The organism is Flavobacterium sp. (assembly GCF_031423415.1).
Taxonomy (GTDB): Bacteria; Bacteroidota; Bacteroidia; order Flavobacteriales; family Flavobacteriaceae; genus Flavobacterium.
Genome location: NZ_JANPFL010000140.1, coordinates 1 through 25107 on the forward strand (window position 1 = coordinate 1; position 25107 = coordinate 25107).

General features: G+C 35.0%; 26 protein-coding genes and 1 CRISPR repeat array. Of the genes, 8 read left to right on the forward strand and 18 right to left on the reverse strand.

Annotated features, from left to right (window positions below):
• The first annotated feature begins 478 nt into the window (after positions 1-478).
• From RMO83_RS12585 to RMO83_RS12595, 3 genes are all read left to right on the forward strand, one after another.
• Positions 479-832, forward strand: coding sequence for a hypothetical protein (locus RMO83_RS12585; RefSeq protein ID WP_310560049.1), 354 nt, complete (start codon positions 479-481; stop codon positions 830-832).
• A 160-nt stretch (positions 833-992) separates the two neighbouring features.
• A CRISPR array of direct repeats spans positions 993-2413; the repeat unit is 36 nt; unit sequence GTTGTGGTTTGATTAAAGATTAGAAAACACGATATT.
• A 170-nt stretch (positions 2414-2583) separates the two neighbouring features.
• The gene (locus RMO83_RS12590) at positions 2584-2811 is read left to right on the forward strand and encodes a hypothetical protein (protein ID WP_310560050.1); all 228 of its coding nucleotides are present in this window, start codon (positions 2584-2586) and stop codon (positions 2809-2811) included.
• A complete protein-coding gene (locus tag RMO83_RS12595; protein WP_310560051.1) occupies positions 2808-3089 on the forward strand; it encodes a type II toxin-antitoxin system RelE/ParE family toxin in 282 nt (93 codons plus the stop codon). The genes RMO83_RS12590 and RMO83_RS12595 overlap by 4 nt, the downstream gene beginning before the upstream one ends.
• On the opposite strand, the gene cas2 is transcribed toward RMO83_RS12595, so the two are convergent.
• From cas2 to RMO83_RS12620, 5 genes are all read right to left on the reverse strand, one after another.
• Entirely contained in the window at positions 3086-3415 is a 330-nt protein-coding gene (gene cas2, locus RMO83_RS12600; protein ID WP_310560052.1) for a CRISPR-associated endonuclease Cas2, read from the reverse strand. The two genes, RMO83_RS12595 and cas2, sit on opposite strands and share 4 nt — an antisense overlap.
• A complete protein-coding gene (gene cas1, locus RMO83_RS12605; protein WP_310560053.1) occupies positions 3391-4299 on the reverse strand; it encodes a type II CRISPR-associated endonuclease Cas1 in 909 nt (302 codons plus the stop codon). The genes cas2 and cas1 overlap by 25 nt, the downstream gene beginning before the upstream one ends.
• Before the next feature lie 209 nt (positions 4300-4508).
• Positions 4509-5870 (reverse strand): cell envelope integrity protein CreD, encoded by a 1362-nt coding sequence (gene creD, locus RMO83_RS12610; protein ID WP_310560054.1) that lies wholly within the window; start codon positions 5868-5870, stop codon positions 4509-4511.
• A gap of 117 nt (positions 5871-5987) precedes the next feature.
• Complete coding sequence (locus RMO83_RS12615) at positions 5988-6284, reverse strand: transcriptional regulator (protein WP_310560055.1); 297 nt, start codon at positions 6282-6284, stop codon at positions 5988-5990.
• Between the two features lie 2 nt (positions 6285-6286).
• On the reverse strand, positions 6287-6910 hold the full coding sequence (locus tag RMO83_RS12620) for a hypothetical protein (RefSeq protein ID WP_310560056.1): 624 nt from the start codon (positions 6908-6910) through the stop codon (positions 6287-6289).
• Positions 6911-7243: 333 nt separating this feature from the next.
• Between RMO83_RS12620 and RMO83_RS12625 the strand changes: the two genes are divergently transcribed.
• Positions 7244-7846 carry a GNAT family protein gene (locus tag RMO83_RS12625; protein ID WP_310560057.1) on the forward strand — a complete coding sequence of 201 codons (603 nt, stop codon included), beginning with the start codon at positions 7244-7246 and terminating at the stop codon, positions 7844-7846.
• Between the two features lie 75 nt (positions 7847-7921).
• The gene (locus RMO83_RS12630) at positions 7922-8269 is read left to right on the forward strand and encodes a DUF1508 domain-containing protein (protein WP_310560058.1); all 348 of its coding nucleotides are present in this window, start codon (positions 7922-7924) and stop codon (positions 8267-8269) included.
• A 101-nt stretch (positions 8270-8370) separates the two neighbouring features.
• Here the strand turns inward: RMO83_RS12630 and RMO83_RS12635 are convergent, their stop codons facing one another.
• The 3 genes from RMO83_RS12635 to RMO83_RS12645 all read right to left on the reverse strand — a co-directional run bounded on the left by RMO83_RS12635 (position 8371) and on the right by RMO83_RS12645 (position 10550).
• Positions 8371-9165, reverse strand: coding sequence for a hypothetical protein (locus RMO83_RS12635; protein ID WP_310560086.1), 795 nt, complete (start codon positions 9163-9165; stop codon positions 8371-8373).
• 67 nt (positions 9166-9232) lie between these two features.
• Entirely contained in the window at positions 9233-10051 is an 819-nt protein-coding gene (gene kdsA, locus RMO83_RS12640) for a 3-deoxy-8-phosphooctulonate synthase (protein WP_310560059.1), read from the reverse strand.
• Between the two features lie 46 nt (positions 10052-10097).
• Positions 10098-10550, reverse strand: coding sequence for a 2-dehydro-3-deoxyphosphooctonate aldolase (locus RMO83_RS12645; protein ID WP_310560060.1), 453 nt, complete (start codon positions 10548-10550; stop codon positions 10098-10100).
• 157 nt (positions 10551-10707) lie between these two features.
• Here RMO83_RS12645 and RMO83_RS12650 point away from each other — a divergent pair, with 157 nt between their 5' ends.
• Positions 10708-11265 (forward strand): YeeE/YedE thiosulfate transporter family protein, encoded by a 558-nt coding sequence (locus tag RMO83_RS12650; RefSeq protein ID WP_310560061.1) that lies wholly within the window; start codon positions 10708-10710, stop codon positions 11263-11265.
• A 2-nt stretch (positions 11266-11267) separates the two neighbouring features.
• Complete coding sequence (locus RMO83_RS12655; protein WP_310560062.1) at positions 11268-11681, forward strand: DUF6691 family protein; 414 nt, start codon at positions 11268-11270, stop codon at positions 11679-11681.
• A gap of 131 nt (positions 11682-11812) precedes the next feature.
• Here the strand turns inward: RMO83_RS12655 and RMO83_RS12660 are convergent, their stop codons facing one another.
• The 6 genes from RMO83_RS12660 to RMO83_RS12685 all read right to left on the reverse strand — a co-directional run bounded on the left by RMO83_RS12660 (position 11813) and on the right by RMO83_RS12685 (position 16427).
• The gene (locus RMO83_RS12660) at positions 11813-12088 is read right to left on the reverse strand and encodes an ATP-dependent Clp protease adaptor ClpS (RefSeq protein ID WP_310560063.1); all 276 of its coding nucleotides are present in this window, start codon (positions 12086-12088) and stop codon (positions 11813-11815) included.
• A 42-nt stretch (positions 12089-12130) separates the two neighbouring features.
• Positions 12131-12745 (reverse strand): class I SAM-dependent methyltransferase, encoded by a 615-nt coding sequence (locus RMO83_RS12665; protein WP_310560064.1) that lies wholly within the window; start codon positions 12743-12745, stop codon positions 12131-12133.
• Between the two features lie 18 nt (positions 12746-12763).
• On the reverse strand, positions 12764-13597 hold the full coding sequence (gene prmA, locus RMO83_RS12670) for a 50S ribosomal protein L11 methyltransferase (RefSeq protein ID WP_310560065.1): 834 nt from the start codon (positions 13595-13597) through the stop codon (positions 12764-12766).
• A 133-nt stretch (positions 13598-13730) separates the two neighbouring features.
• Complete coding sequence (locus RMO83_RS12675; protein WP_310560066.1) at positions 13731-14351, reverse strand: YceI family protein; 621 nt, start codon at positions 14349-14351, stop codon at positions 13731-13733.
• A gap of 73 nt (positions 14352-14424) precedes the next feature.
• Positions 14425-15822 carry a hypothetical protein gene (locus RMO83_RS12680; protein ID WP_310560067.1) on the reverse strand — a complete coding sequence of 466 codons (1398 nt, stop codon included), beginning with the start codon at positions 15820-15822 and terminating at the stop codon, positions 14425-14427.
• A 53-nt stretch (positions 15823-15875) separates the two neighbouring features.
• Positions 15876-16427: a YceI family protein gene (locus tag RMO83_RS12685; RefSeq protein ID WP_310560068.1), complete on the reverse strand. Its 552-nt coding sequence runs from the start codon at positions 16425-16427 to the stop codon at positions 15876-15878.
• Between the two features lie 523 nt (positions 16428-16950).
• Between RMO83_RS12685 and RMO83_RS12690 the strand changes: the two genes are divergently transcribed.
• Entirely contained in the window at positions 16951-17976 is a 1026-nt protein-coding gene (locus RMO83_RS12690) for a quinone-dependent dihydroorotate dehydrogenase (RefSeq protein WP_310560069.1), read from the forward strand.
• Between the two features lie 105 nt (positions 17977-18081).
• Here the strand turns inward: RMO83_RS12690 and xylA are convergent, their stop codons facing one another.
• The 4 genes from xylA to RMO83_RS12710 all read right to left on the reverse strand — a co-directional run bounded on the left by xylA (position 18082) and on the right by RMO83_RS12710 (position 25105).
• Positions 18082-19407 carry a xylose isomerase gene (xylA, locus tag RMO83_RS12695; RefSeq protein WP_310560070.1) on the reverse strand — a complete coding sequence of 442 codons (1326 nt, stop codon included), beginning with the start codon at positions 19405-19407 and terminating at the stop codon, positions 18082-18084.
• 7 nt (positions 19408-19414) lie between these two features.
• Positions 19415-20899 (reverse strand): FGGY family carbohydrate kinase, encoded by a 1485-nt coding sequence (locus RMO83_RS12700; protein ID WP_310560071.1) that lies wholly within the window; start codon positions 20897-20899, stop codon positions 19415-19417.
• 25 nt (positions 20900-20924) lie between these two features.
• A complete protein-coding gene (locus RMO83_RS12705) occupies positions 20925-22340 on the reverse strand; it encodes a glycoside hydrolase family 30 protein (RefSeq protein ID WP_310560072.1) in 1416 nt (471 codons plus the stop codon).
• A 149-nt stretch (positions 22341-22489) separates the two neighbouring features.
• Positions 22490-25105 carry a glycoside hydrolase family 31 protein gene (locus tag RMO83_RS12710; protein ID WP_310560073.1) on the reverse strand — a complete coding sequence of 872 codons (2616 nt, stop codon included), beginning with the start codon at positions 25103-25105 and terminating at the stop codon, positions 22490-22492.
• Between the last annotated feature and the right edge of the window lie 2 nt (positions 25106-25107).

Here is a 25107-nt window from a genome sequence, read left to right on the forward strand (position 1 = left end):
TTTATTTTGCCTAACATATTGCCACTTTTTTATACCGAAATATACACTTTTTGGCGATTTAAAAGTACTGTTTTCAACTGAATTTAATCACAAGTTATTAACAATCAAATTGTTAATTCATTTTTAAGGAATGACTAAGTAGTTCTAGTTATTCAATAAGTAGTTCTAGTTATTGAATAAGTAGTTCTAGTTACTCAATAAGTAGTTCTAGTTACTTAATAAGTAGTTCTAGATTGTGGGCAACAAGAACCTATAATAACGCAATTGCTGTAGATGATTATCGAGAGTATTTCCTTTAAATTGCAATGTTTACAACTATTTTTGGACTTCTAATCAATTGTTTACGATTGGACAAAGTAGTTGAAAGTAGTATATTTTTGTGCCAAAATGTTAAAGATTTGCAAAATAAATTTGCCAATAAAATTTGTTATTTATTTTTATAGAAGTTTTAAAATAGTAACAATTAAATCATCGAAAAATGGCTAGAAAAAAATTAGAAAAGGTTGGTTCTATTGACATGGCAAAAACACGCTTAGCGTCGATAAAAAGTATTCAAGCAGGAATTGATTTGGGCAACGGCATTACTGCCGCAGCTTATGAAGAACAAATTGCATTAACAGAGGCCAAAGTAGAGGTTTATAACACTGCGTTGAGTAAAGTTGATGATTTGTATAATGATTTTCTGGCTCAGGAAAAAGTACTTAAAGGTTGGAGCACACGTGTGCTTAAAGGTGTTGCTTTTAAGTATACTGATGATAGTTCGGAATATGAAATGGCGGGTGGTGTAAGAAAAAGTGAACGCAAAAGACCAAGCAAGAAACCAAAAGAGTAAAACAACGAAATCCCAATGTTAAGATTGGGATTTTTTTTGTATTTTCGAAAATGATTTCTGAATACAATGTTCTTTGACATACGGTTTTTCGACCTCTTAAACATCTCAAACCACAACTGAAAGGTATGGCATCCGCCCAGCAGGGATGCAGTAGCTTTCAGTTGTGGTTTGATTAAAGATTAGAAAACACGATATTAATAATTCAAATTTACAATGACACCAACGCGTTGTGGTTTGATTAAAGATTAGAAAACACGATATTTTACAAAAACAAATATTAACCCAATAAACTGTTGTGGTTTGATTAAAGATTAGAAAACACGATATTAGTGGATTAGACCAAATGTGGTTTAATGCAGTTGTGGTTTGATTAAAGATTAGAAAACACGATATTCAAAGAGTTTGAAGAACTCGGATGGTATGAGTTGTGGTTTGATTAAAGATTAGAAAACACGATATTTAAAATTTAATACTATATGTTTGCTTCCCCGTTGTGGTTTGATTAAAGATTAGAAAACACGATATTCAGGTAACAAAATACAACTACAACGACCTCGTTGTGGTTTGATTAAAGATTAGAAAACACGATATTAACTATTGGCAATGAAACCGATAGGAACTTGTTGTGGTTTGATTAAAGATTAGAAAACACGATATTATCAATTTTAAACAAGCACATGTACGAACTGTTGTGGTTTGATTAAAGATTAGAAAACACGATATTATAAAGGTACTTATGATGTAATACTGTCTTGTTGTGGTTTGATTAAAGATTAGAAAACACGATATTATACGGACGATACAATTATTGGCTTTTCAAGTTGTGGTTTGATTAAAGATTAGAAAACACGATATTACGCCAGAGTAAAAGCAGTCGATGCAGCCAGTTGTGGTTTGATTAAAGATTAGAAAACACGATATTCGAGTGGGATGAAATCATTGACTATGCCAAGTTGTGGTTTGATTAAAGATTAGAAAACACGATATTAAAAGTGCCAAAATTGCATAAACACGTACAGTTGTGGTTTGATTAAAGATTAGAAAACACGATATTGTAACAGGCAGCACACACGATATGGACTAAGTTGTGGTTTGATTAAAGATTAGAAAACACGATATTCTTTTAAATTTGTACCAAAGGAAGCAGCCGTTGTGGTTTGATTAAAGATTAGAAAACACGATATTAATCAAAAAATAGTATTGTTTAATGGCTACGTTGTGGTTTGATTAAAGATTAGAAAACACGATATTCATTCGCAGAAACATTCCCCGAACCATATCGTTGTGGTTTGATTAAAGATTAGAAAACACGATATTAAATGTGCTTTTAGCAATCATTTCTTCATAGTTGTGGTTTGATTAAAGATTAGAAAACACGATATTTTCAAAGGCATCGTACGATTTACCAGAACCGTTGTGGTTTGATTAAAGATTAGAAAACACGATATTAAAGTAATTTTAATAAACGAAGTGGCAAAGGTTGTGGTTTGATTAAAGATTAGAAAACACGATATTTCGGTGTGTGTGTAATTGAACTTCATAAGGGTTGTGGTTTGATTAAAGATTAGAAAACACGATATTAGTTGGCTTGTGACCTTCTAATAATCAAGAGAATAAAGAAGAATATCGTAAAATAAAATGCTCCTTTTTAGCACGTGATAGGCTAGATTGGAGCATTTTTTTGTTTCTAAAGATTTTCCCGAAAATAAAATTAGATTTTAAAAATCATTACATTTGTAAAAACAATGAATATGAGAGTAGTTATTGATACTAAAGACGAATATAAAAGTATGTTGCAGGAAATCGCGACAGCCATAAAAGCAAAAATTACTTTTGAAGATAAAGAGGTTGATTTTTGGGAAGAACTTCCGGAGCACGTAAAAGCCGGTATTCTAGAGAGTCAGGAACAATTCAAGCAAGGAAAATTTTCTACACATGAGGAAGTTATGTCTAAATATAAAACCAAATACAACTTATGAAAGTGGTTTGGTCAGAAAACGCTGAAACCACTTTTGATGTAATTGTACTTTATATTGAAGCAAAATTTGGTGTTATTTCTGCTAAAAAGTTTATTGCAAAAGTAGATTCGGTAATTCATTCTATTTCTACTCAACCTTATATTTATAAAAGTTCTAATTTTAATAATAAAGTTAGAAAAGCTACTATTAGCAAGCAATGTTCCTTATTTTATGAAATAAATCAAGAAACTATTCAGTTGTCTTATTTTTGGGATAATCGCCAAGAACCACTTTTTTAAAACAACTCCAATTGTGTTGGTGCATCCACAGCATCTTGCTTGGCTTTGCCCAAATAATTAATAATCATCCCAAATTGCTTATCGGTAATCCGTAAAACACTTACTTTTCCTAAAGGAGGAACGAGTTTGTTAATTCGTTTTTCGTGTACATCAGCACTTTCGCCACTAGCACAATGACGAATATAAACCGAATATTGCATCATCGAGAAACCATCTTTGAGGAGATTTCCCCGAAACTGCGAAGCATTCCGTCGATCCTTTTTGGTTTCTGTAGGCAAATCAAAAAACACAAACAACCACATTATTCGGTAGGCGTTAAGTTCCATAATTGGGGGTATTTGATTTTCTTTCTACTTCCCATAAAGCATTGTTGCAAGGAACTAGCTGTTTTTTGCAAGGCTACCATCAACGGACTTTTTTCGTCTTTGAAATATACTGTTCTTGTTAATACTTGCAAAAGTTCCGATTTTATTTTGGTGTTCAGTTCTTGTTCTTCATAATTTTTCATAATTTCAAAAACTTTTTCATCAATCAAGGGTCGAAAGGGTTCCATAATATCATCGGCAAGGGCAAAAGCATTGTATTTGCTTTTGTGATGAATGCCTAAAGTGTTCAACAATCCGCTTCCTGATAAAGCTCTCGCGGTTGCGGCTCTAAGAATAGCATAGCCATAATTGAGAAAATTATTGGGGTAATCGCCAAAACGTTCTCGTTTGAAATGGATGTCATAAGTATCAAAAAAGGTTTTCCAATATTGAGCAGCTGCCACACCTTCCATATTAGCGGTATCGCCGCTCAAAACTTTGCTCGCCAAAAAATCAAAGCTGTTTTTGTTTTGTGTAATTTTTGCCAAAAGAATTCCTTGATTGGTTATTTTCTCGACGATAGTTTGTTGCCACAATTGTTTTTTTAGCGGTATAGAGGCTTCAATTTGGTTTTTGAAAACCTCTTGTTGAATATGGTGGCTGTTGAGGTTGAGAAACATCCCGTTAGGCAAATGATTTTTGCCACAAATAATTACCGAAGTATTGTTTTCTACCAACAAATTCATTGCAGGTATACTAAGATAAATTTCTTGATTATCTAGAACTAAAAACCCAATATCTTCAATGGGAATAGTGCTTTCTCGGATTTCAGATTTGATTACAAGTTGTAAGTTTTTTGCCGTAATCGAAGTTTTATTCTCTATTAAAATGGATTTCTTTATCATAGTTGCTATGTTTGTTAGTTATGATTGTCTTGAAGTTATGAATATTAAAATTAATTGAATTCTTGACGAGAAACTTCTTTTGCCTTTACGACGTTTAAATTTTAGACTTAATAAACTTAAGCATAAATAATTACAAATAGAAATAAAAAAAAAGAACTCTAAACCAGAAGGCGAAGAGTTCTTTTTAAAATTGTACCATTCAAATAATATCAAGAATTGCTGCTGTTCCAATCAATGGTTCTGGAAAAATACATAACGGCAGCAAGAATGGCAAACAATCCTATGCTTCCCACCAGTAGAGCGTAGTTTTCTAATTGGATTATGACATACAGAAAAGTGTATAATGAGCTAAGGGAAGCGGCAATAAAGAGCGGGAATTTTCGATTTTTTAAAATCGCAACCGAGTACAACGTTATTAACGCAATAACAGCAATTCCTGCAATGATGTATGCTTTCATAAAACTACTATGTTCGGTAATCGAAATCAGTAAGGTGTAAAACATAATCAACGCTAGTCCAATCATCGAATATTGAAAAATATGAATCTTGATTTTGCTTATAGATTGTATCAAAAAGAAAATCAAAAACGTCAAACCAATCACCAGAAAACCATACTTTGAGGCACGTTCGTTTTGCTGGTATTGGTTTACCGGAATGACAAAATCAACGCCAAAAGCATACTGTCTTAAATCAGGCAAATTATCGAAGGTTTGTTGCGAAAATGCTCTGTTGATGTGAAGAATTTTCCAATTGGCCACAAATCCAGTAGCCGAGATTTGTTTTGTTTTGTCGTCTGGAAGGAAATTGCCGGTAAAACTCGGCGAAGCCCAATTGGATTCCATATGTATTTGAGTAGTTTTCCCGATGGGAACCATTTTTATTTGTTGGCTTCCGTTGTACGTGATTTCGAAACGGAAGGCAGTTTTTCCTTCGGTTAGGATTTTGTTTAAATCAATGTAGCTTGTTTCCAAAGCTTCGGTGCTGTCTTTTGAAGTTGAATCGTAAACGGGTTCAAAGGTAAAATTTGCCTTTCCAAAATTGATTTTCACCTCGTCTTTGATGCTTTTTAGATTGGTCGTCTTGATTATAATGGTGGCTTTATTCCATTGAATGTTTTCGTTTGCAATTTCTTTGCTACTAAAATCGGGATGGATGTAATTGCCTTCAAATGCCATTTTCGAACTAAAAACCACCGATTCATAATTGTTTCTGTTCAAAACTTTGGTGGTTACATTCGACTTGGCTTTGAGTTCTTCAGGGAAAAAGTAGGCAAAGTTGGTGTAGGCCGTTCTTTGCTTTACTGTTTCTTTTGTTTTTTCGTTAATCGAAACGGTTTCTTCATAGACAGTGTACGGTACTTTCAAAATTGGACCATAAAGGAAGACACTTTCGCCCCATTTATCGTTGATTTCGGTGATGACTTCTTCTTGTCGTTGCGACCTTTCGGCGATTAAATTTTTTACAAATTCGAGTGGAATCAGTAAAAATAGTGTGAGCAAACCTACCATAATCATTTTGGCAGTGTTGGATTGAAAGAAACTTGTTGCGGGTTGTTTTTCGGGTGTTTCCATTTGTTTTGAATTTTAGAAGATTGAGATAAATAGTTGTTGTTGAAATTGAAATTGTTATTAATATTTAATAATCATAAAGTACTTTGTATTTCAAAGTAAATAAATAAAAAAATAGTTTTATCTTTTTTGTATTAATTTTTCAAGAGCTGTAATATGATCTTGAAAGGCGCTTCTGCCTTCCTTGGTGGCTCTGTAACTGGTGTTTGGTTTTTTGCCTATGAATTGTTTTTCAATTGCGATATAATTTTCTAGCTCCAAGGCCTTGGTGTGGCTCGCGAGATTTCCATCGGTTACGCCCAAAAGCTCTTTCAGCGTGCTGAAATCGGCAGATTCATTGACCATCAAAACCGACATAATTCCCAGTCGTATTCGATGATCGAACGCTTTGTTTATATTTTGGATGATGTTTTTCAAAATTAGTTTCTATCGTATTTATAATACATTATCGAACCGTAAAGAATATGACAAACACCGAAACCCAATGCCCAAAAGAACAATCCATAGCCTAAAAACCAAGTGGAAAGCAAGCCCAGAAGTATCATTGTAATTCCTAAATATCGAACATCACCAAGGGTATATTTGCTAGCATTTACGCAGGCCAACCCGTAAAAAAGGAGTGTAAGCGGAGCTACTAATCCCAATATTTCTTTTTCAATTAAAAATAAAATAAAAGTACCACCAGTCAATAATGGAATCAGAAAATTAATTACCAATCGTTTAGAAGCTGAATTCCAAACGTTATCATTACTTTTTTTAGCTTTTCTACTACTTAAAACGATACCTGTTCCCAGCGATAATACGATAACGCTCGCCGCAATTGTAAAAAGCTTTATTAGCATCGTTTGGGTGACAATCAAATCGCTATAATTATTTAATGTTGCGGTGTCAAAATAAATTATTTTATAGGCGAGTCCAGCGCCAATGAGGCAATACAATCCTGCCAAAATTCCCGAAAGTCCGCTCAAAGAAATGAATCGAGACGATCTATTCATTAAATTTTTAATTTCAGAAATGTCGTTAAGGTATTTTTCGTTTTCCATCTTTAAAGTACTTTGAAGTGCAAAGTAAATGATATTATTTCAATTGAGCACTATTTTTTAATTATTTTTAAAAATTAAATTAGCAATCGAAATTGTCCTCTAACATTTGGAAAAGTAAAGCAGTAGTATCGGCTGGTAGGGATCTGAATGTAAAACAATGAATTAGCTTGCCGATACTCAGGAGGAATTTAATTTTTCGCTCTGGATGCCAAAATTTGCGATGCGTTATTTCTAAAGGAATGAGTGATTTTTTAAACTTTCCAAATCAAATAATTCGTTTATCTTCGTTTCTTTTTTTCCGAAGCTTATTTACAATTTACCTAACCCATTACAATGGCAGCAATTTTCGAATTTCCACAAAATACAATCCTCGAAGACGACTTGGTTTTACTTCGTCCTTTACTGGAATCTGATGTAGAAAATTTATTGGAAATGGCCATCAACGAACCTGAAACTTGGGAATATTCGTTAGTTCGAGCCAACGGAAAAGAAAATCTTACTCATTATATTCAATTGGCTTTAAAAGCAAAAGCGAACAAAACAGAATTTCCTTTCATCGTGTTTGACAAGAAGTCAGGGAAATATGCCGGAAGTACTCGTTTTTATGACATTAATTTACCTTTTAAAACGCTGCAATTGGGCTACACTTGGTACGGAAAAGATTTTCGGGGAACGGGATTAAACAAACATTGTAAATTTCTACTCTTGCAATTTGCCTTTGAAACCCTTGGAATGGAACGTTTGGAATTTCGCGCTGACAACAACAACCAGCGCAGTATTGCAGCAATGAAAAGTATCGGTTGCAAAGTCGAAGGTGTTTTGCGAAATCATATGCCAACCTTTGGCAGCGAGGTACGACGAGACAGTATTATTTTGAGTATTCTTCGCAACGAATGGTTCGATGAGGTGAAAGACAATTTAAAAGCGAAATTGTGACCGCATACAGTCCAATTACCAAAAGTCGACTAGCTCCTTTATTTTTTTAACTCCGTATACAATCCACACTGCATTATGGGCACCTTCGTTATCAGCAAACGATTTGATGATCGTTATAAATTTGTATTTACCTCCCGAAAAGGAAAAACTATTTTCACCAGTACTTCCTATGAACTCAGAATGGAATGTGAAGATATTATTTCGGCAATTCAGGCCAACATCGAAAAGTACATTTACGTGAAAGCTCGGGCTGCCAACGGAAAGTACTTTTTCAAAATGATGCTCGACAAAACGGTAATCGCAACAAGCCGAAAATACACTACACCATTATTGCTCGAGAAAGGTATTGACGAAATCATTCGCACCTCTGTAAAATCGGATGTTTTGGATTTTACTATGAATGAATTTGTGTTTCCTGATTAGATTTAAATTATTTTTTTTGGTATTGCAAGTGCAGATCCCTTAAGGTTTGTATCAATAAAAGAATCTCCTTCAGGAGATTCTTTATAAAGCGGTATGTAGAATTAAATCCTAAAAATTCCTCCAAAAGAAACAATGGTTTCAGCGAAGAAAAAATATTGCGATGCGTGATCTGAGGCACTTTTTGTGGTACGAATATCGGACATATTGATGTAGCCACCTTTCACATCGCCTTCTATGGTGAAATATTTAAAAATGGTAAAGTTGATCCCTGCTTTAAGCGAAGTTCCATATCCTGAAATATGAAAATCATCGTGTCTTTCTTTTCCCATCAATGAAGCATCAGTTTTTGGGTATAATAATCCAATCCCAAAGCCTTCGTTGATATTTACTTGAAATTTATCAGTATTTTTTATGCCAAACCAACTCGAAATATCATCTTGTCTTGCAAATTCGGTATATATATAATTCAAACCATCGGTATGCTCGAACATTAAGAATTCTTCGGTCATTACAGTAGGTGTATTCACGTAAACTCCATTAAATGGTGGATTTCCATCAATAACGCCCGTTACATTTGCAGTTTGATTTTGGGTCATTACATATTTCATGTGGTCTTCACCAATGGATATGGAGTATTTATCGGTTATGAAATAGCCCAATTTAAAATTAGTTTGAGGAGTTGTCATTCTCCGAGGTAAAATGTAATCAATATCCCATCCTTTTGGTTTATCGTGAGCGACAGCATTTTGAACAACGAAGTTGTAATCAGCTCCCACAAAATGAATGTCTGAATGGGAAAAAACCGCTCTGTTTCCTCCCCAAGCAAGGGTGAACTTAGCTTTGTTGTGGGCGGTATATCTTTCTTTTTTGATGGTGTCATTCTGTGCAAAAGTCATGAACGAAAAACACAAAAAGAAAAACGCTAGGTATAAAGTAGCTTTTTTCAAAGTGTTAGTCTTTAGCTTAAAATTGGTTTATGGTTTTTCTGATGGCGACTAATTTGGTCATTAAGGCTTCAAAATAATCTAAGTGCAACATATTGGCACCATCGCTTTTGGCATTAGCTGGGTCGAAATGAGTTTCAATGAAAATTCCGTCCACACCCACAGCGATTCCAGCTTTGGCAATGGTTTCAATCATATCTGGTCTTCCTCCAGTAACGCCAGCAGTTTGGTTGGGTTGTTGCAAGGAATGTGTCACGTCAAGAACGGTAGTTGCATAGTGCTGCATTGTGGGAATTCCTCGAAAATCGACAATCATATCTTGGTAACCAAACATGGTTCCCCTATCGGTCACCATCACGTTTTGATTGCTGCAATCCAAAACTTTTTGAACGGCATGTTTCATACTTTCGGGACTCATAAATTGTCCCTTTTTGAGGTTCACTACTTTTCCGGTATTGGCAGCAGCCACGACCAAATCAGTTTGACGAACTAAGAAAGCGGGAATTTGCAAAACATCAACATATTCGGCAGCCATAACTGCATCTTCATTGGTGTGAATATCGGTCACGGTAGGAACTCCAAAAGTTTCGGAAACTTTCCGAAGAATTTGCAAGGCTTTTACATCTCCAATTCCAGAAAAACTGTCAATTCTTGACCGATTGGCTTTTTTGAAAGAGCCTTTGAAAACGAAAGGAATTTCTAATTTATCAGTAATTCCAATTAATTTTTCGGCAATTCGCATCGCCATTTCTTCTCCTTCAATGGCGCAAGGACCGGCTAAAAGAAAGAAGTTACCGCTATCGGTATGTTTTATTTGCGAAATATTGTGTATGTTCATAGGATGATTTTTCGTGGCAAAGATAGTTAGGATTTGTTGCATTGGATTAATTATTTTTCAATCTTAATCCAAACGGAACCATTAAAACACCCTTTTCGAAAATGTTTAAATATAAAATTACAGGCGATTTTTGACCTTCCCATTTTAATTCGTAGGCATCTAATAATCCGACTCCCATTTCGCTTCTTTTTGTTGGAAACGGACAGCAGCTTTCTAGTTTGGTATAGGTTATTTTTTCACCTTTTGGTCCAGCCAAAGCATTCAAAAAGCGTTGCTGATTCATAGTTACATTGCGAGTGTTTTCAAAAAATATATTAATAGGATAATCTTTGTCATAACCGTATTTTCTATCGTTACTGAATTCCGAAATATAAAAGGTATTGTTGTTAACTAGTTGAAGATTTGGGGCATTATTATCAATGTTTTTTATGGTCGATTTTGTACTGGTACAGGATGTAATGCTAATAAATAGTGCTATAAAAGAAATTATTTTTTTCATGATTTTTATAATATGATTTTAAGGATTAAATAGCGATACAATCGCAATCTAATTTATCAACAAATTTAATCGGTATTGCCAGCATAAACAACAATTATGCCTTAATTATTCCCCTTATAAAATTAGAATTGTTATTTTCGCAGTTAAAAGTACTATTATGGAAATATTATTTCAAACTTGGCCTTGGTATGTTTCGGGTTTTTTGATAGGAATAGTGATGCTTAGCCTGATTTATTTTGGAAAGACTTTCGGAATGTCTTCTAATTTGAGCACTTTGTGTTCGATGACAGGGTTGGGCAAAAAAGTTAGCTTTTTCGATTTTGATTGGAAAGCGCAGCGTTGGAATTTATTGGTAGTTTTAGGAGCAATGTTGGGTGGTTTTGTTGCAGTTCATTTCATGAGTGATGCATCAAATGCGGCTATCAATCCTAAAACAATCGAACAACTGGCACAATTAGGCATCGATGCTCCCAACGGAAAATTATTACCCGATGCGTTATTTGCGAACGACATTTTTCAGTCTCCCAAAAAGATTTTGATATTGCTAATTGGCGGTATTTTGATTGGTTTTGGAACACGATATGCCAGCGGATGCACTTCTGGACACGCTATTTATGGTTTGAGTAGTTTGCAAATCCCTTCTCTAAAAGCCGTAATTGGATTTTTTATTGGAGGATTGATTATGGCGCATTTCATTTTACCCTTAATTTTTTAGATATGAAAGCATTAAAATATATACTAGTTGGTTTTGTTTTCGGGATTGTATTAACAAAATCCGAAGCGGTTTCTTGGTATCGAATTTATGAAATGTTTCTATTTCAGTCGTTTCACATGTACGGAATCATAATGGTTGCTATTGTCACTGGAGTTATTGGAATCCAAATTATAAAAAGGAAAAACATCAAAGACATTAAAGGTTTGCCTATAGAAATTATTGAAAAAGAACCTGGTTCTACTCGGTTTTGGGTTGGTGGAATTTTCTTTGGGTTGGGTTGGGCTTTGGTTGGTTCTTGTCCTGGACCGATATTTATATTGCTTGGTGCTGGATTTTTACCTATGGTTTTGGTGCTGTTCGGAGCACTTTTCGGAACTTTTTTATACGGATTGTTGAGGGATAAATTGCCGCATTAAATCCTCACCCCAACCCTCTCCAAAGGAGAGGGAGCAAGATTCGGATTAAAATAATAGTATAATTTAAATAAAAAAAGCAGGATTTTCTTTTTAGAAAATCCTGCTTTTTTTATTCGATACCTTGAAAAATTCTATACTATTTCAGCGCTCAGTCCAGCTTCTAATAATTGACTGCATTGTGGTTTTAATTTTTCTAAGATTCCTGTTTTTACGGTGCATTTTCCGTTATAATGTACTATCAAAGAACATTGCTCCGCCTGTTCTGGAGTATGGTTACAAACTCGAATCAAGGTTTCGATGACATGGTCAAAAGTGTTCACATCGTCATTATACACAATGATTTCGTTGTTTATTCTAGTTGCTTCTTTCAGGCTAACTCGTTCTCTTACCTTTTCTTTGGTACTCATTTTTAGATAATTTGTAGGTTGTAAATAAAAATAGTTCTAAAATTATTTAATTTTTTCAAAAATACAAAATGTGAAATTTTGTGCAGTTTCAAAAGGTGTTGTGTGATCTTCAGTAATGCATTTTAATTTCTTGAAGCTGTTTGAAAATTGTTTTTCCAACTCCATTTCACTGTATTGCTTGATGTCTAATCCGCTGCATTTTTTTGGGCCATTTTCTGAAAAAGTGCCTATTATTAGAAAATTAGTAACCCATTTTTCAGCAAGTTCAACATAAGTTTTTATTTGTTCAGGTCTTGTCAAAAAATGAAATGTAGCGCGGTCGTGCCAAATATCGTACCTAGTTTCTGGTTTGAATTCAGTTATATCAGAAACAATCCAGTTCACTTTTTCTGAATCATCACCCAATCTTTTTTTCGCTCTTTTTAATGCTTTTTCAGCAATATCCAAAACGCTTATGTTTTCATAGCCTTCTTCTAGTAAAAAATCAACAAGTTTGCTGTCGCCACCACCAATGTCTATGATTTTTGCTGTTTTATCTAAATGAGTTTCACGAATAAAATCAATCGAAGTTTTTGGATTTTTCTGTGTCCAACTAACTTCGTTGGGCTGTTTGGTTTGGTAAACTGTTTCCCAATGATTTTTTCTGTCGGTTTCCATCTATCAGTTTTTCGAATACTAATTTACATATTTTAAGGATACCCAATTGTTTCTTTCGAACTTTTTAACATAAGTTAATCCTTTTTCAGTGCAAGAAGCATCAATAAACGGAATGTCTTCAGTATAAAAACCGCTTAATAATAGCGTTCCTTTCGGATTTAAGCAATCTACATACGATTGCATATCGTTCAACAAAATATTTCGGTTGATATTGGCTATAACCAAATCATATTTTTTACCATTCAACAAAGCCGCATCGCCTTCGTAAACTGTTATTTGTTTGCAATTATTGCGTTCAGCATTTTCTATAGAATTCAAATAGCACCAGTTGTCAATGTCAATGGCATCAATAGGTTGAGCGCCTTTCATTTCTGCCAAAATCGCCAAAATCGCTGTGCCGCAACCCATATCCAAGGTTTTCATTCCGGTAACATCCATTTCTAATAAATGCTGAATCATCATATGTGTGGTTTCGTGATGACCGGTTCCGAAACTCATTTTAGGTTCTATTACAATATCAAATTCGGCATTCGTTTTTGGGTGAAAAGGAGCACGAACGTGGCATTTTCTATCGACATCGATAGGTTCGAAATTCTTTTCCCATTCTTCATTCCAGTTGACTTGGTCGATTTCTTCTACTTTGTAGGATATGGTAAATTCAGGCGATTTTAGAATGAACAAATCGTCAAGGATATACTCATTCCAAAGGTCTTTTTGAATGTAAGCAACGATGCCCAAGTCACTGTCGATGAAGCTTTCGAAAGGCAGTTCACCCAGTTCGGCAATCAAAATTTCAGAACCTAGTTCTTTGGGTTCCACTGTGAAATGATAGCCTAAATATATATTTGACATAAAAGTTGTTTTTTGCAAAGGTAGTATTTCTCTTTTTATCGATTAGTGTAAAACAAAAAAATAGGATTGAATTCGATCAACCCTATTTTTCAACTAAAAAACCGAAAAAATTTAATTTTAATGAATAGCCGATTTATAGTTCTACTAATTCACCGTAGTTGGCTATTTTGCAAATGATATGAAAATCGATGTCTATCCAGTCGCTTACTTTTATCATTCCCATCATTTTGGTTTCAGGAATAAGTCCAAAATCTTTTATGCTCAATGTTTTGCTGCCATTTATGGCATATATATCTCCATTGCTAACAAACGTAATTGGAATGGAATAAAATCTTGTTTTACCAGTAATTGTGATGTTAATCAATGCTACTCCGCTATATGTTTTTCCTTTATCGGAGAGTGGTTCTAAGTCTAAATAGTTAAGTTCGACTTGCAAAATAGGGTAGGTATCCGATTTTAATAACTTTAAAAAGTCTTTTAAAGCCATAGCATTGTTAGAAGCAAAGTTTTTGACCACGACCGAAAGTTGGTTTTGGCTTACATATATTTTGTTTTGTTTTTGCGTCGTTACCACCGACAACTTGCTTCCAGAAAGTTGATCTCCATTTTGATATATCTTGAAAGACAAAATATTTGTTGATCCTTTGATAGTCAATGAACTGTTTTTTTGTATTTCTGCAGAAACTAAACTTTGTGCTTTTACAGATAGAGAAATTATGAAACTTAATGCCAGTAAACTAATTAGCTTTTTCATAATACAAAAAATTATAACATTTTTAAATTAAAACTGGCAAGCACTAGTCTTGCCAGTTTCTAACAAAAATAATCTAGAAACTAATAGTAGCTTCAAACACTAAACCTTTAAAATTACCACCATAAAAGTTGTTTGCATTTCCAGTAGGCACGTTTCCTGCAAATTGTGTGTAATTTTTATAGTTTTGACTAACATAATCTAATTTTGCTAAAATATTTTTAGTCATAAACCAACCCAAGCTTGATTCAACTCTATTTACGGTAACTTCTTTCGCATCTGCATTAGATAGTTTTCCAGATACCGTATTGTATTTTCCTGCTATATAGAATTGTTCATTTTTTCCAAATCGGTAAACAACGTCTCCAGCATATTGGTTAGCAGTACGTTTATCATCAACACCTACTTTATCTCCACCTGAGGTTAATTCGACAGTTCCAAAGAATTCAAAACCTTTGTATTTTACAAATGGGTTGAACATAAGTGAAGTAGCCCAATTTTTGAAACCAGGGTTGAATGTTGCTTCTGGTGTAGAAGTTGAATTGTAATTACCAGCAACTGCAACACCGTTATTAGTGTAAGCATTATTGTTCAATACACCCCAAAAACCAAATCCTGATCTATTAGAAGAGTATAAGTTTGAGTTCCCTAAGTTTGCACTGTGGTAGTAAGAACCTGTAAGTCTTACTCTCAAATCTTGGTCGATTTGTTTGTCGTAACCTAATTTAGCCAAGATTGTAGGACTAACTACTGTATTTGGATTTGGAGTAGCAGGAGAAACAGTAGGATAAACAACTTCTTTGATACCTTGATTCAGATTTCCATTAGTAACACCTATCATACTAACTAATCCGCTTCTGTTGTAATACACTTCCATACCTAAATCAGTAATGAATGCATTCATAATGTTGTTTCCAACAAATGCATTTCTCATAGTGCTACCATTGTCAGAGGCTCTAAAGTGAGCATCACCAAAGTTATTCTCCATTTGTCCAATTTTGATTGTAGCGTATTTCATAATGTCTGCAAGGAAGTCTTTCTTGATGAAGTCTAACTTGTCAATTTGTAAATATCCGCCTCTTGCATACGTTTCATTGTGGTGTCTTGAAGCTAGATAAATATCAAGATTTACTCTTACACCTTCAAACAATTGGGCTCCTATGGTCATATCAGCTGAAGGAAGGGTGAAATTATTTTCATTATTCATTAATTGATATCCAACAATTTTTGAAGGTAGAGCAAAAGTTGAAGGTTGGTCGTTAAACGAATTTATTGCTTGGTAATTCATATTGAATGCAGCCCCTAAGTCAATGCTAAGACCTTTAAATTCCGCACTGTCTTTTTTGATATCAAATTGGTTGATACCTCTTTGATCACGCGGTATCTGGTTTTGTATATGCCCAAAAGAAGTTTGAGCATTTGCAACGCTGCCTAAACCTATAGCAGCTACTAGTAAAAGAATTGTTTTTTTCATTTTGATTAAAATTAGTTGTTTATAATATGTAGTTTATTGATTAATTATTGGTATTATCCTTTGAAAGTCACGTCGAATTTAATCGTAACTGCATCACCTGTTTTCATTGTGCCTAACATAGCTGTCGGTGGTTTCATTTTGAAGTCAGTCATTTTTAATGGAACACTTCCTTTAAGTTGGTAATCTCCTGATTTTGTAATTTTTCCAACAGTTTTAATGCTGATTTTTCTTATTGCTCCAGCAAAGGATAGATTACCGGTTAATGTGATTTCAGAATCGTTATCTGATAATTTTGATTGTGATATTTCTGTCAACTGAAAAACTATGTACGGATTTTTTTTGAAATCAAAGGCATCATAAGTTTTTCCATCCATAATCCCGTTTCCGCTTTTTAACGATTTAACTTCGATTTTTATAAGTATGGCATTAATTTGTTTGTAACCGTTTAATCCTAATTCTCCAGTAATATTGGTTGCTTTCATATCCCAATCGTGTACATTTGATGTTCCGTGTACATTAATTGAAGCAATGAGCGGTATAATTGGACAACTTTGTGCTTTTAGGATACTAGGAGTCGATACTATGATACTTATTAGAAGGATCATAAAAGATCTTGAAAATTTTGATGTAGTCATTTTGTTTGTATTTAATTATTATTGATGCTTAAATTTTTAGGGCTACTTTTTTGTTCCTCAAATTCGGCTTAATAAAATGTAACTTTTTTCTATGACAAAATTATGTCGATATGTCAAGAGTTAAAATGATAATTATCATATTTTAGTGATTTTTTAAAATTGCACATGCATTTTTGATATATATTTAATAAATTATGAAATTATTTAAAATATTCGCCATACGGTAACTATCCTTTTTTTTGAAAGATATCTGTGTGTTTTTGTTAAAGACCTTGATATAAACAATGTTATTGTTGCAGTATTTGTAAAGTAGACCTCGTTTACCTCAAATTTTGATAATGGCTTATTGTTAGGAAAAGCTTAATTTTAGCTTGATAATGATAATCAAGCTAAAACGGTTTCTTGGCCAATTAGACGATTATATAAATTTATATCGCAAAAATTTACAAAATCAGATGGATAATTTTACTTTTGCATCACAACACACTCCATTATGTACAAACAAATTATTCGACCAATACTTTTTTGCTTTGACCCCGAGAAAGTGCATTATTTCACGTTTTCACTCATTCGATTAGTATCTAAAATCCCGGGAATTCCAGCTCTTTTTAGATTGATTTATGATGTTAATGACAGGAGGTTAGAGACTGAAGTTTTCGGATTGAAGTTCAAAAACCCTGTTGGATTAGGAGCTGGTTTCGATAAAGACGCGTCTTTATATAACGAGTTGTCCAGTTTTGGTTTTGGATTTATAGAAATAGGAACACTTACGCCAAAAGCACAAGAAGGAAATCCGAAAAAGAGAGCTTTTCGTTTAGTTGAAGACAGTGCCATCATCAACCGAATGGGATTTAATAACGGAGGAGTTCAGTTGGCTATAGAAAAACTTAAGAAAAACAAAGACGTATTAATTGGAGGAAACATTGGCAAAAATAAATTGACACCAAACGAAAATGCGGTCGATGATTACCTGATTTGTTTTAATGCTTTATACGACTATGTCAATTATTTTGTTGTAAACGTGAGTTCCCCAAACACGCCAAACCTTCGTGAACTTCAAGAAAAAGAGCCGCTGACTAAGTTGTTGCAAACGTTGCAAAACGAAAATTTGGCTAAGCCAAAACCAAAACCAATACTTTTAAAAATTGCTCCAGATTTAACAGATTCCCAATTATTAGATATTATAGATATTGTCAAAGAAACTAAAATCGCTGGAGTTATTGCCACCAATACTACGTTATCTCGTGAAGGATTACAATCCGAGAATAAACAAGAAATGGGTGGAATGTCCGGAAAACCATTAGCCAAAAGATCAACTGAAGTCATCCGATTTTTGTCTCAAAAAAGTAACAAAGCCTTCCCGATTATTGGAGTAGGAGGAATTCATTCAGCCGAAGATGCTATCGAAAAATTGGAAGCTGGAGCCAGTTTAATCCAATTGTATACTGGTTTTATTTATGAAGGGCCAGCATTAGTTAAAGCAATCAACAAGAAAATTGTAGAGAAACGTATCAAATAGTAAGCTATTATTTTGACGAAAGGGCAGTCTCAAACAAGTTGAATACCAAATTGCGATTTGCCTTTCGTCAGAATACTAAATAGTACTTTTGAATTTTCAAAAATTCTAAATATATTGGTTAATTATATTCTCAAACAATTCTTGTTTGCCACTTTGTAAAGTCAATTCCCCATTTTCTTTGGCAATTTCGTACAAAGCTTTCAAATCTAATTTCCCTTCTTCGAATTCTTTTCCTTTTCCAGCATCGAATGAAATGTATCTTTCTGTTCGTAATTTGTTGTAAGCTGATGAAGTGATGATTTTATCCGCAGTCAACAAGGCTCTTGCAAAAGTATCCGCTCCGCCAATGTGAGCGTGGGAAACATCTTCCATATCGGTAGAATTTCTTCTAATTTTGGCATCAAAATTAACGCCTCCACCTTGTAATCCACCTGCTTTTAAGAATACCAACATAGCTTCGGTCGTTTCTTGAATGTTATTTGGAAATTGATCGGTATCCCATCCGTTTTGATAATCGCCACGGTTGGCGTCTAAACTTCCTAACATTCCAGCTTTAGAAGCCACTTCCATTTCGTGTTGAAAAGTGTGTTGCGCTAATGTAGCGTGGTTGACTTCGATATTCATTTTGAAATCTTTCTCTAATCCATATTGTCGTAAAAATCCAATGGCGGTAGCACAATCAAAATCATATTGATGTTTCATTGGTTCCATTGGTTTTGGTTCGATGAAGAAATTGCCTTTGAAACCTTGCGCTCTTGCATAATCTCTAGCTTTCGCCAAAAACGTACCCAAATGATCTAATTCTCTTCCCATATCAGTGTTCAGCAAAGACATATAACCTTCACGTCCGCCCCAGAAAACATAATTTTCACCACCTAAAGCAATAGTTGCGTCTAAAGCTAATTTTACTTGTCCACCAGCTCTTGCCACTACATTAAAATCAGGATTGGTAGCTGCACCGTTCATATAACGTGGATTCGAAAAAGCATTTGCGGTTCCCCACAGTAATTTTACGCCAGAAGTTGCTTGTTTTTCTTTCAAATAATCAGTGATAGTTAGGATTCTTTGTTCAGATTCTCCAAAACTGGCTCCTTCTCTAATTAAATCGAAATCGTGGAAACAGTAGTATCCAAATCCTATTTTGGTAATAAATTCGAAAGCGGCGTCTGCTTTGTCTTTAGCAGCTTGCACCGCATCTGAGGATTGATCCCAAGCAAAATTTTGTGTTCCAGGTCCAAATGGATCAGAACCTTGCCCACAGAAAGTATGCCAATATGCGATGGCAAATTTAAAATGCTCACGCATCGTTTTTCCGGCCACCACTTGGTCTGGATTGTAATATTTGAATGCTAATGGATTGTCTGATGCCGCTCCTTCAAATTTAATTTCGCCAATACCTTTAAAGTATTCTTTATTGCCTAAAGTTGCCATATTATAATTATTTATTGATTATTAATTCTAATTCGTTTTTCCATAGTTGATACGCTCCTAAATACGGTTGTTTGTCTTTAAAAGGCTTATACGCCATTACGTAATCATTGTCGATACTATATTTCCCAAAGTTTTCAAAGTCACCTTCGCGAAGTCCTGCTGCTCTTGCTGCGCCAATGGCTCCAGTAGTATTGTAAATTTCTATGTCGTGACCAATAAGTGTTGCCACAGTATTCGAAAATATCTCGGAACGGAATAAATTGTCGTTTCCGGCACGCATTACTTTTACTTCGATACCATCAGATTTCATAATTTCCATTCCATAGACAAATGAAAAGGCAATTCCCTCCAAGGCTGCGCGACAAATATGAGCTTTGCCGTGATTGTTCAAATTGATGTTGACCAATCGGGTGCCAATGTCTTTATTATTCAACATTCGCTCGGCGCCGTTTCCAAAAGGAATTAAACAAACTCCATCTGAACCAACTGGAATAGCCGAGGCAAAATTATTCATCTCTTCATAAGAAGAAACTGAAAGATTGTTGAGCAACCAACGGTATTGAATTCCGGCTCCGTTGATACATAGCAATTTTCCAATTCTTGGTTCATTGCCTTTTTTGTAATTCACGTGAGCAAAATTATTCACTCTCGAACTTTCTTTTACCGACAAACTGTTGGTCATTGCATAAACCACGCCTGATGTTCCACCAGTTGCAGCCACTTCGCCGGGATTGAAAACATTCAGCGAAAGCGCATTGTTGGGTTGGTCACCAGCTCTGTAAAATATTGGTGTACTTTCGGCAAGACCGCTTTCTTCGGCTCCTTTTTTGTCCACTTTAGATTGAATGCAAAAAGTATCAACTAGGTCTGGAACCAATTCATTTGAAATGCCATAATGTTCGAATAAGAAATTGGCAAAACTGTCCTTCTTGAAATCCCACATAATTCCTTCGGATAATCCTGAAATGGTGGTATTGATTACATTGGATAATTTATAAGCAATGTAATCACCTGGCAGCATCAATTTATGAATCTGGTTGTAAATTTCTGGCTCGTTTTCTTTGACCCATTTCAACTTTGAAGCGGTGAAATTTCCGGGAGAATTCAGTAAGTGTTCATTGCATTTTTCTGTGCCAATAGTTGCAAAAGCTTCATTGCCAATTTCAACAGCCCTACTGTCACACCAAATTATGGATTTTCTCAACGGTTGACCTGCTGCATTGACCAAAACCAATCCGTGCATTTGATACGATATTCCTATTCCTTTTATTTGTTCGCTTGAAATATTGAATTGCTGCTTTATTTTGGCAACGGCAGTACAGCAATGTTGCCACCACTCGTCGGGACTTTGCTCTGCCCAGCCATTTTTTAGCGCAAGCATACTCATTTCAGTTTCTGGCACTTGCACGACGCCAATGCTTTTTCCGGTTGCCATTTCGACAATAGCAACCTTGACCGAAGAACTACCTATATCAAAACCAATGTAATACATTTTTTTTTAGAATTAAGACCTTAGCTTATAATGTAAATGTATTGAAAGAATTTGCAGATAAGTTTACCTCAAATTGCTTTGCGCCAATTTTTACTTTTAAAGTTTTTGCTCTGTACGAAGAGTTTACTGTTACCAAAACGATTTTACCTTCAGGAGTTACAAATGCAAGAGAGTCTTCTGTCAATCCTTTGATTTCTAGTTTGGTTGAACCCGGTGTTACAAAATAACTTAGGTGTTTGAAAATGTAAAACTCGGGTGTGTAGGTTACTTTTTTAGTCATTTTATTGATGACAACTTGAGCATTTTGTTTCCAACCCCAAGAGCTTTCGCCCGTGCTGTCTAAAATCATATTCCAATACATATAGGACTTTACGCCTTTATCTAAATAGGATTTTATAGTTCCAAAAGTGCTTTCGGCATCATTCCAGCTAAAATTTCCATCGCCACAAGGGGTTTCGGTTTGCATTAAATTAAGTTCAGGATATTTTTGACCAATTTTATCGATTACATCCAGACCTTCATATTGCACGCCAACGCCCGAGAAATATTTTCTCACATTAGGATTGGACAAAACCGTTTCGAAAACGTCTAAGTCTCTACTGTTGATGGTGCTAAACCAGATTTGTGCAGGATTTTTATCTTTGGCAAACTTTGGACCTAAATATCCTGAAACAAAATCGCGCATTGCAGGAGCTGTCCAACTGCAATTTGGCCATTGATTGTAGGTGTAAGGTTCGTTTTGAAAATGCACAGCAAAAACGTTAATACCTTCTTTTTGGTAAGCCTGTATGAATTTTGAAAGGTAAAGTGCGTAAGCCGTGAGGTATTCTTTCTTTTGTATAAATTGGTCACCCGTTTTTACGGCATTTTCTTCTGTAAGATCATTGAAAGTATTTGGTTTGTTAGCGTAATGTTTGTTGGTCTTCATCCAAGTTGGCGGGCTCCAAGGCGATGCCCAAATTTTTAGATCGGGTCTGAATTTTAAAGCCGCTTTGATGTAAGGAATCAAAATGGTTTTATCCCTTTCGATATTGAAGTTTTTCATTTCAAAATCACCATCGGTTTCATTGAGAGAATACCAATTTACAGCATAATCATTCGCTCCGATTGGCATTCGACAAAGATTGTATTTTAGCCCTTCGTTTGGATCGAAAAATTCCTTGATTACTTTATCTCGTTCTTTGAATGGTAAAGTATTCAAAGCCTGCCAACCCAATTCATTGAAACAACCTCCCCAACCATCAATGGTTTGTTGTTTTTTGTCGGTTAGTATTTCAATGTCAACAGGCGTTGATGCATTGAAGTCATTCAATTTAATAACTTCTTTAGTTTTCCAAGGTTGCTTTTCTGTGCTGGAAATCCAATTTACGTTTTGGGAAAATCCATTTACGGCAGTTAAAATAATAACCGCAAATTTTAATACTGTTGTTTTGTTTTTCATTTTGATCCTATTTTTTAAATATATTTTATTTGAAGCCCTGCTTCATTTTTTTTGCCACAGATTACACAGATTCTCATAAATTTTTTGATTTTTAAAAAAATTACATTAAACTTACGGCTAAACTCTTCTCATAAGGGTGTCGATTTTCTTTACTTCAAATCAATTTTTATCGTTTTTCCTTTATATTTTATTTTCTTGAATGTTGCGCTTTCGTTCGCTCCTAAGCCGTTTGATTCAGTTACAACTACAATGTTAAAAACAATGTCTTTTAAAAATCCAATGTAAGTTCCTTGTCTTTTATTGATTGTTAAGGTTTGGTTTTGTTCGTTATATTCAAATGGGATTAAAGTATATTTTCCAATTTCGTAGTTGTAATTATTTCCCTCGTCTTCATACAGTTCAAACTTGCCATTGGCGCCTTTATAAATCCGAATTTCAAGTGTATCTGCCGGTTTTTCGTTAGCGTATTGCATTAATTTGCCCATCGGAATAATTGAACCCGCTTTTACATAAACGGGAGTACTATTCAATGGCGCATCGGTTGTAATGGTTTGACCACCTTCAAAACGTTTGCCTGTTTTGAAATTATACCACTGAACCCCTTTGGGTAAATAGACTTCCCAATTGGTAACTCCGGGTTTTATAACTGGAGCAATCAAAAACGAGGAGCCAAACATATATTGATAGGCTTGATGGCTTGCAGTTGCATCGTTTTTAAAATCCATTACTAAAGGTCGCATCATTGTAGAGCCGTTTTTGGAAACCTGCCAAGCTTCAGAATAAATGTATGGCAGTAGACGGTATCTCAAATCGAGCAATTCCCTTATGTTTGCTTCAACAACAGGTCCGTTTTTCCAAGCCTCGGTTTCGGTTTGATAACCGTGAATTCTGAAAATCGGATTAAAAACACCATATTGATACCATCGCATTAAAAGCTCATTGTAGTTTTTGTCGGTATATTGTCCAGCGCCGGGACGGAAAAACCCACCAATGTCTGTTGTCCAATAAGGCATTCCAGTAATACTAAAATTAAGTCCGGCAACAATTTGACGTGTAAAACCATCCCAAGTTCCGTTTACATCTCCAGACCAATTGATTGTTCCATAGCGTTGTTGACCAGCAAAAGCTGAACGTGTTAAAATACAAACGCGCTTGTCTTCCGTGGTTTTTCTTTGTCCTTCGTAAACCGCCTGTGAAACAAATAATGGATAAGTTAATCTATAAAAATCACCAGCACCAATATGTAGTTTTTTATTGTGCAAGGCATCGTTTTCAGGTTCGGTTGCGTCTAACCACCACGAATCGACACCAACAGAAAAAAGACCTTGATTCATTGCGTCCCAATGTGCTTGGCGTGCCGCAGGATTGGTAACATCTAGCCAAGGACTGCCTTGAATGAAGTAATTATTGGCAGTATAGCTTTTCCCTACGGCCGATTTTTTGTCCACGTTTTCCCAAACCGAGATACTCAAGCGGGCGTTCAAATCGTGTAATTCTTTCAAAAGTGCGGCGGGATCTGGATAATCTTTTTCGTCAAATTTCATTGCCGACCAACCGTATTTTCCCCAATATTGCCAGTCTTGCACGATAACATCCATTGGCAGTTTTCGTTTGCGAAATTCTTTTACAGTTTCAATTAAATGGTTGCTAGAGGAATATCTTTCGCGACATTGCCAAAATCCGAATGACCATTTAGGCAACATTGGAACATTTCCAGAAAGATTGCGATAGGTGGAAATAATCTCGTCGGCATTCGGACCATAGAAAACCACATAATCCAACATTTTTGAGTGAGGAGAACGAAATGTGGCAAAACCATCTATTAACTTATAAGAAATTTGAGGTTTATTAGTCGATTTGCATAATACTCTGATTTTGTGTTCGCCAGCTTTCAGCATCACTTTTGCACTCGCAGTTGGAGGCAACCAATAATTACTTTGATCAATACAAGCCACATCGTCTATTACAACAAAATGCCGATTCCCCATACCGCCTAAATTGAGCATAACGGAGTACATTCCATCCGCCGTCGTTGTAAATGTTCCGGTGTAAGTATCTTGCGACTGTTCTACTTTTCTGGTGCCCGAAGCTGTAGTTGCATCGACTAAAGTTGGAGTATTTCCTTTATTAACCAGCTGTTTTTCGATTGTAATTTTATCATCGGCAGGATTAAAATCAGTCAAACCATATTGATGCCATAACAAGCCATAGCCTTTGTTGGAATATATAAACGGAATGGCAATTTGAGTGTTCACTTGTATTAACTCTCGAGTAACATCTTTAATATTAAAATGTCCGTCTTGAAACTGACCCAAACCAAGAATTAATTCATCGTCTGCCGACTCAAAACTTTGTTGTGCAGCAACGCAAGCTTCACCCATTACCGAACCTGAAATTAAGGATCTTGTTTTCGGTTTTTCGCTCAAAAAAACTTTACCACTAGAATCAGTGTAAGAGATTGAGCCACTTTCTTTATCTAAAACCACTTTCATTTTTTTGGTGCTTATTTCTAAAGCTTCCGCAGTTTCTCTTACCTTAAATGCAGGAGTTGGCGTTTTGGATGTTAAAATAAGTTCTGGAATTTCAAGGAATATTTCTTTAGTAAATTGCACTCGAATGGCATTTTCTGTTAATGGTCGAAAGCATAATATTCCATCATCAAGAATGATATTGACTCTGTCCGACAATTGATTATAGCTCTTAAAAGACTGTCCTTGAGAGAGCAATGAAACAAGTAGCGCAGTTATTATTAGTTTTAGTTTCATAT

What these genes read in the sequence shown, in the direction of transcription:
- RMO83_RS12585 (WP_310560049.1), top strand. Translation starts at nt 479, where the DNA reads ATGGCTAGAAAAAAATTAGAAAAGGTTGGTTCTATTGACATGGCAAAA.
- RMO83_RS12590 (WP_310560050.1), top strand. Translation starts at nt 2,584, where the DNA reads ATGAGAGTAGTTATTGATACTAAAGACGAATATAAAAGTATGTTGCAG.
- RMO83_RS12595 (WP_310560051.1), top strand. Translation starts at nt 2,808, where the DNA reads ATGAAAGTGGTTTGGTCAGAAAACGCTGAAACCACTTTTGATGTAATT.
- cas2 (WP_310560052.1), bottom strand. Translation starts at nt 3,415, where the DNA reads ATGGAACTTAACGCCTACCGAATAATGTGGTTGTTTGTGTTTTTTGAT.
- cas1 (WP_310560053.1), bottom strand. Translation starts at nt 4,299, where the DNA reads ATGATAAAGAAATCCATTTTAATAGAGAATAAAACTTCGATTACGGCA.
- creD (WP_310560054.1), bottom strand. Translation starts at nt 5,870, where the DNA reads ATGGAAACACCCGAAAAACAACCCGCAACAAGTTTCTTTCAATCCAAC.
- RMO83_RS12620 (WP_310560056.1), bottom strand. Translation starts at nt 6,910, where the DNA reads ATGGAAAACGAAAAATACCTTAACGACATTTCTGAAATTAAAAATTTA.
- RMO83_RS12625 (WP_310560057.1), top strand. Translation starts at nt 7,244, where the DNA reads ATGGCAGCAATTTTCGAATTTCCACAAAATACAATCCTCGAAGACGAC.
- RMO83_RS12630 (WP_310560058.1), top strand. Translation starts at nt 7,922, where the DNA reads ATGGGCACCTTCGTTATCAGCAAACGATTTGATGATCGTTATAAATTT.
- RMO83_RS12635 (WP_310560086.1), bottom strand. Translation starts at nt 9,165, where the DNA reads ATGACTTTTGCACAGAATGACACCATCAAAAAAGAAAGATATACCGCC.
- kdsA (WP_310560059.1), bottom strand. Translation starts at nt 10,051, where the DNA reads ATGAACATACACAATATTTCGCAAATAAAACATACCGATAGCGGTAAC.
- RMO83_RS12645 (WP_310560060.1), bottom strand. Translation starts at nt 10,550, where the DNA reads ATGAAAAAAATAATTTCTTTTATAGCACTATTTATTAGCATTACATCC.
- RMO83_RS12650 (WP_310560061.1), top strand. Translation starts at nt 10,708, where the DNA reads ATGGAAATATTATTTCAAACTTGGCCTTGGTATGTTTCGGGTTTTTTG.
- RMO83_RS12655 (WP_310560062.1), top strand. Translation starts at nt 11,268, where the DNA reads ATGAAAGCATTAAAATATATACTAGTTGGTTTTGTTTTCGGGATTGTA.
- RMO83_RS12660 (WP_310560063.1), bottom strand. Translation starts at nt 12,088, where the DNA reads ATGAGTACCAAAGAAAAGGTAAGAGAACGAGTTAGCCTGAAAGAAGCA.
- RMO83_RS12665 (WP_310560064.1), bottom strand. Translation starts at nt 12,745, where the DNA reads ATGGAAACCGACAGAAAAAATCATTGGGAAACAGTTTACCAAACCAAA.
- prmA (WP_310560065.1), bottom strand. Translation starts at nt 13,597, where the DNA reads ATGTCAAATATATATTTAGGCTATCATTTCACAGTGGAACCCAAAGAA.
- RMO83_RS12675 (WP_310560066.1), bottom strand. Translation starts at nt 14,351, where the DNA reads ATGAAAAAGCTAATTAGTTTACTGGCATTAAGTTTCATAATTTCTCTA.
- RMO83_RS12680 (WP_310560067.1), bottom strand. Translation starts at nt 15,822, where the DNA reads ATGAAAAAAACAATTCTTTTACTAGTAGCTGCTATAGGTTTAGGCAGC.
- RMO83_RS12685 (WP_310560068.1), bottom strand. Translation starts at nt 16,427, where the DNA reads ATGATCCTTCTAATAAGTATCATAGTATCGACTCCTAGTATCCTAAAA.
- RMO83_RS12690 (WP_310560069.1), top strand. Translation starts at nt 16,951, where the DNA reads ATGTACAAACAAATTATTCGACCAATACTTTTTTGCTTTGACCCCGAG.
- xylA (WP_310560070.1), bottom strand. Translation starts at nt 19,407, where the DNA reads ATGGCAACTTTAGGCAATAAAGAATACTTTAAAGGTATTGGCGAAATT.
- RMO83_RS12700 (WP_310560071.1), bottom strand. Translation starts at nt 20,899, where the DNA reads ATGTATTACATTGGTTTTGATATAGGTAGTTCTTCGGTCAAGGTTGCT.
- RMO83_RS12705 (WP_310560072.1), bottom strand. Translation starts at nt 22,340, where the DNA reads ATGAAAAACAAAACAACAGTATTAAAATTTGCGGTTATTATTTTAACT.
- RMO83_RS12710 (WP_310560073.1), bottom strand. Translation starts at nt 25,105, where the DNA reads ATGAAACTAAAACTAATAATAACTGCGCTACTTGTTTCATTGCTCTCT.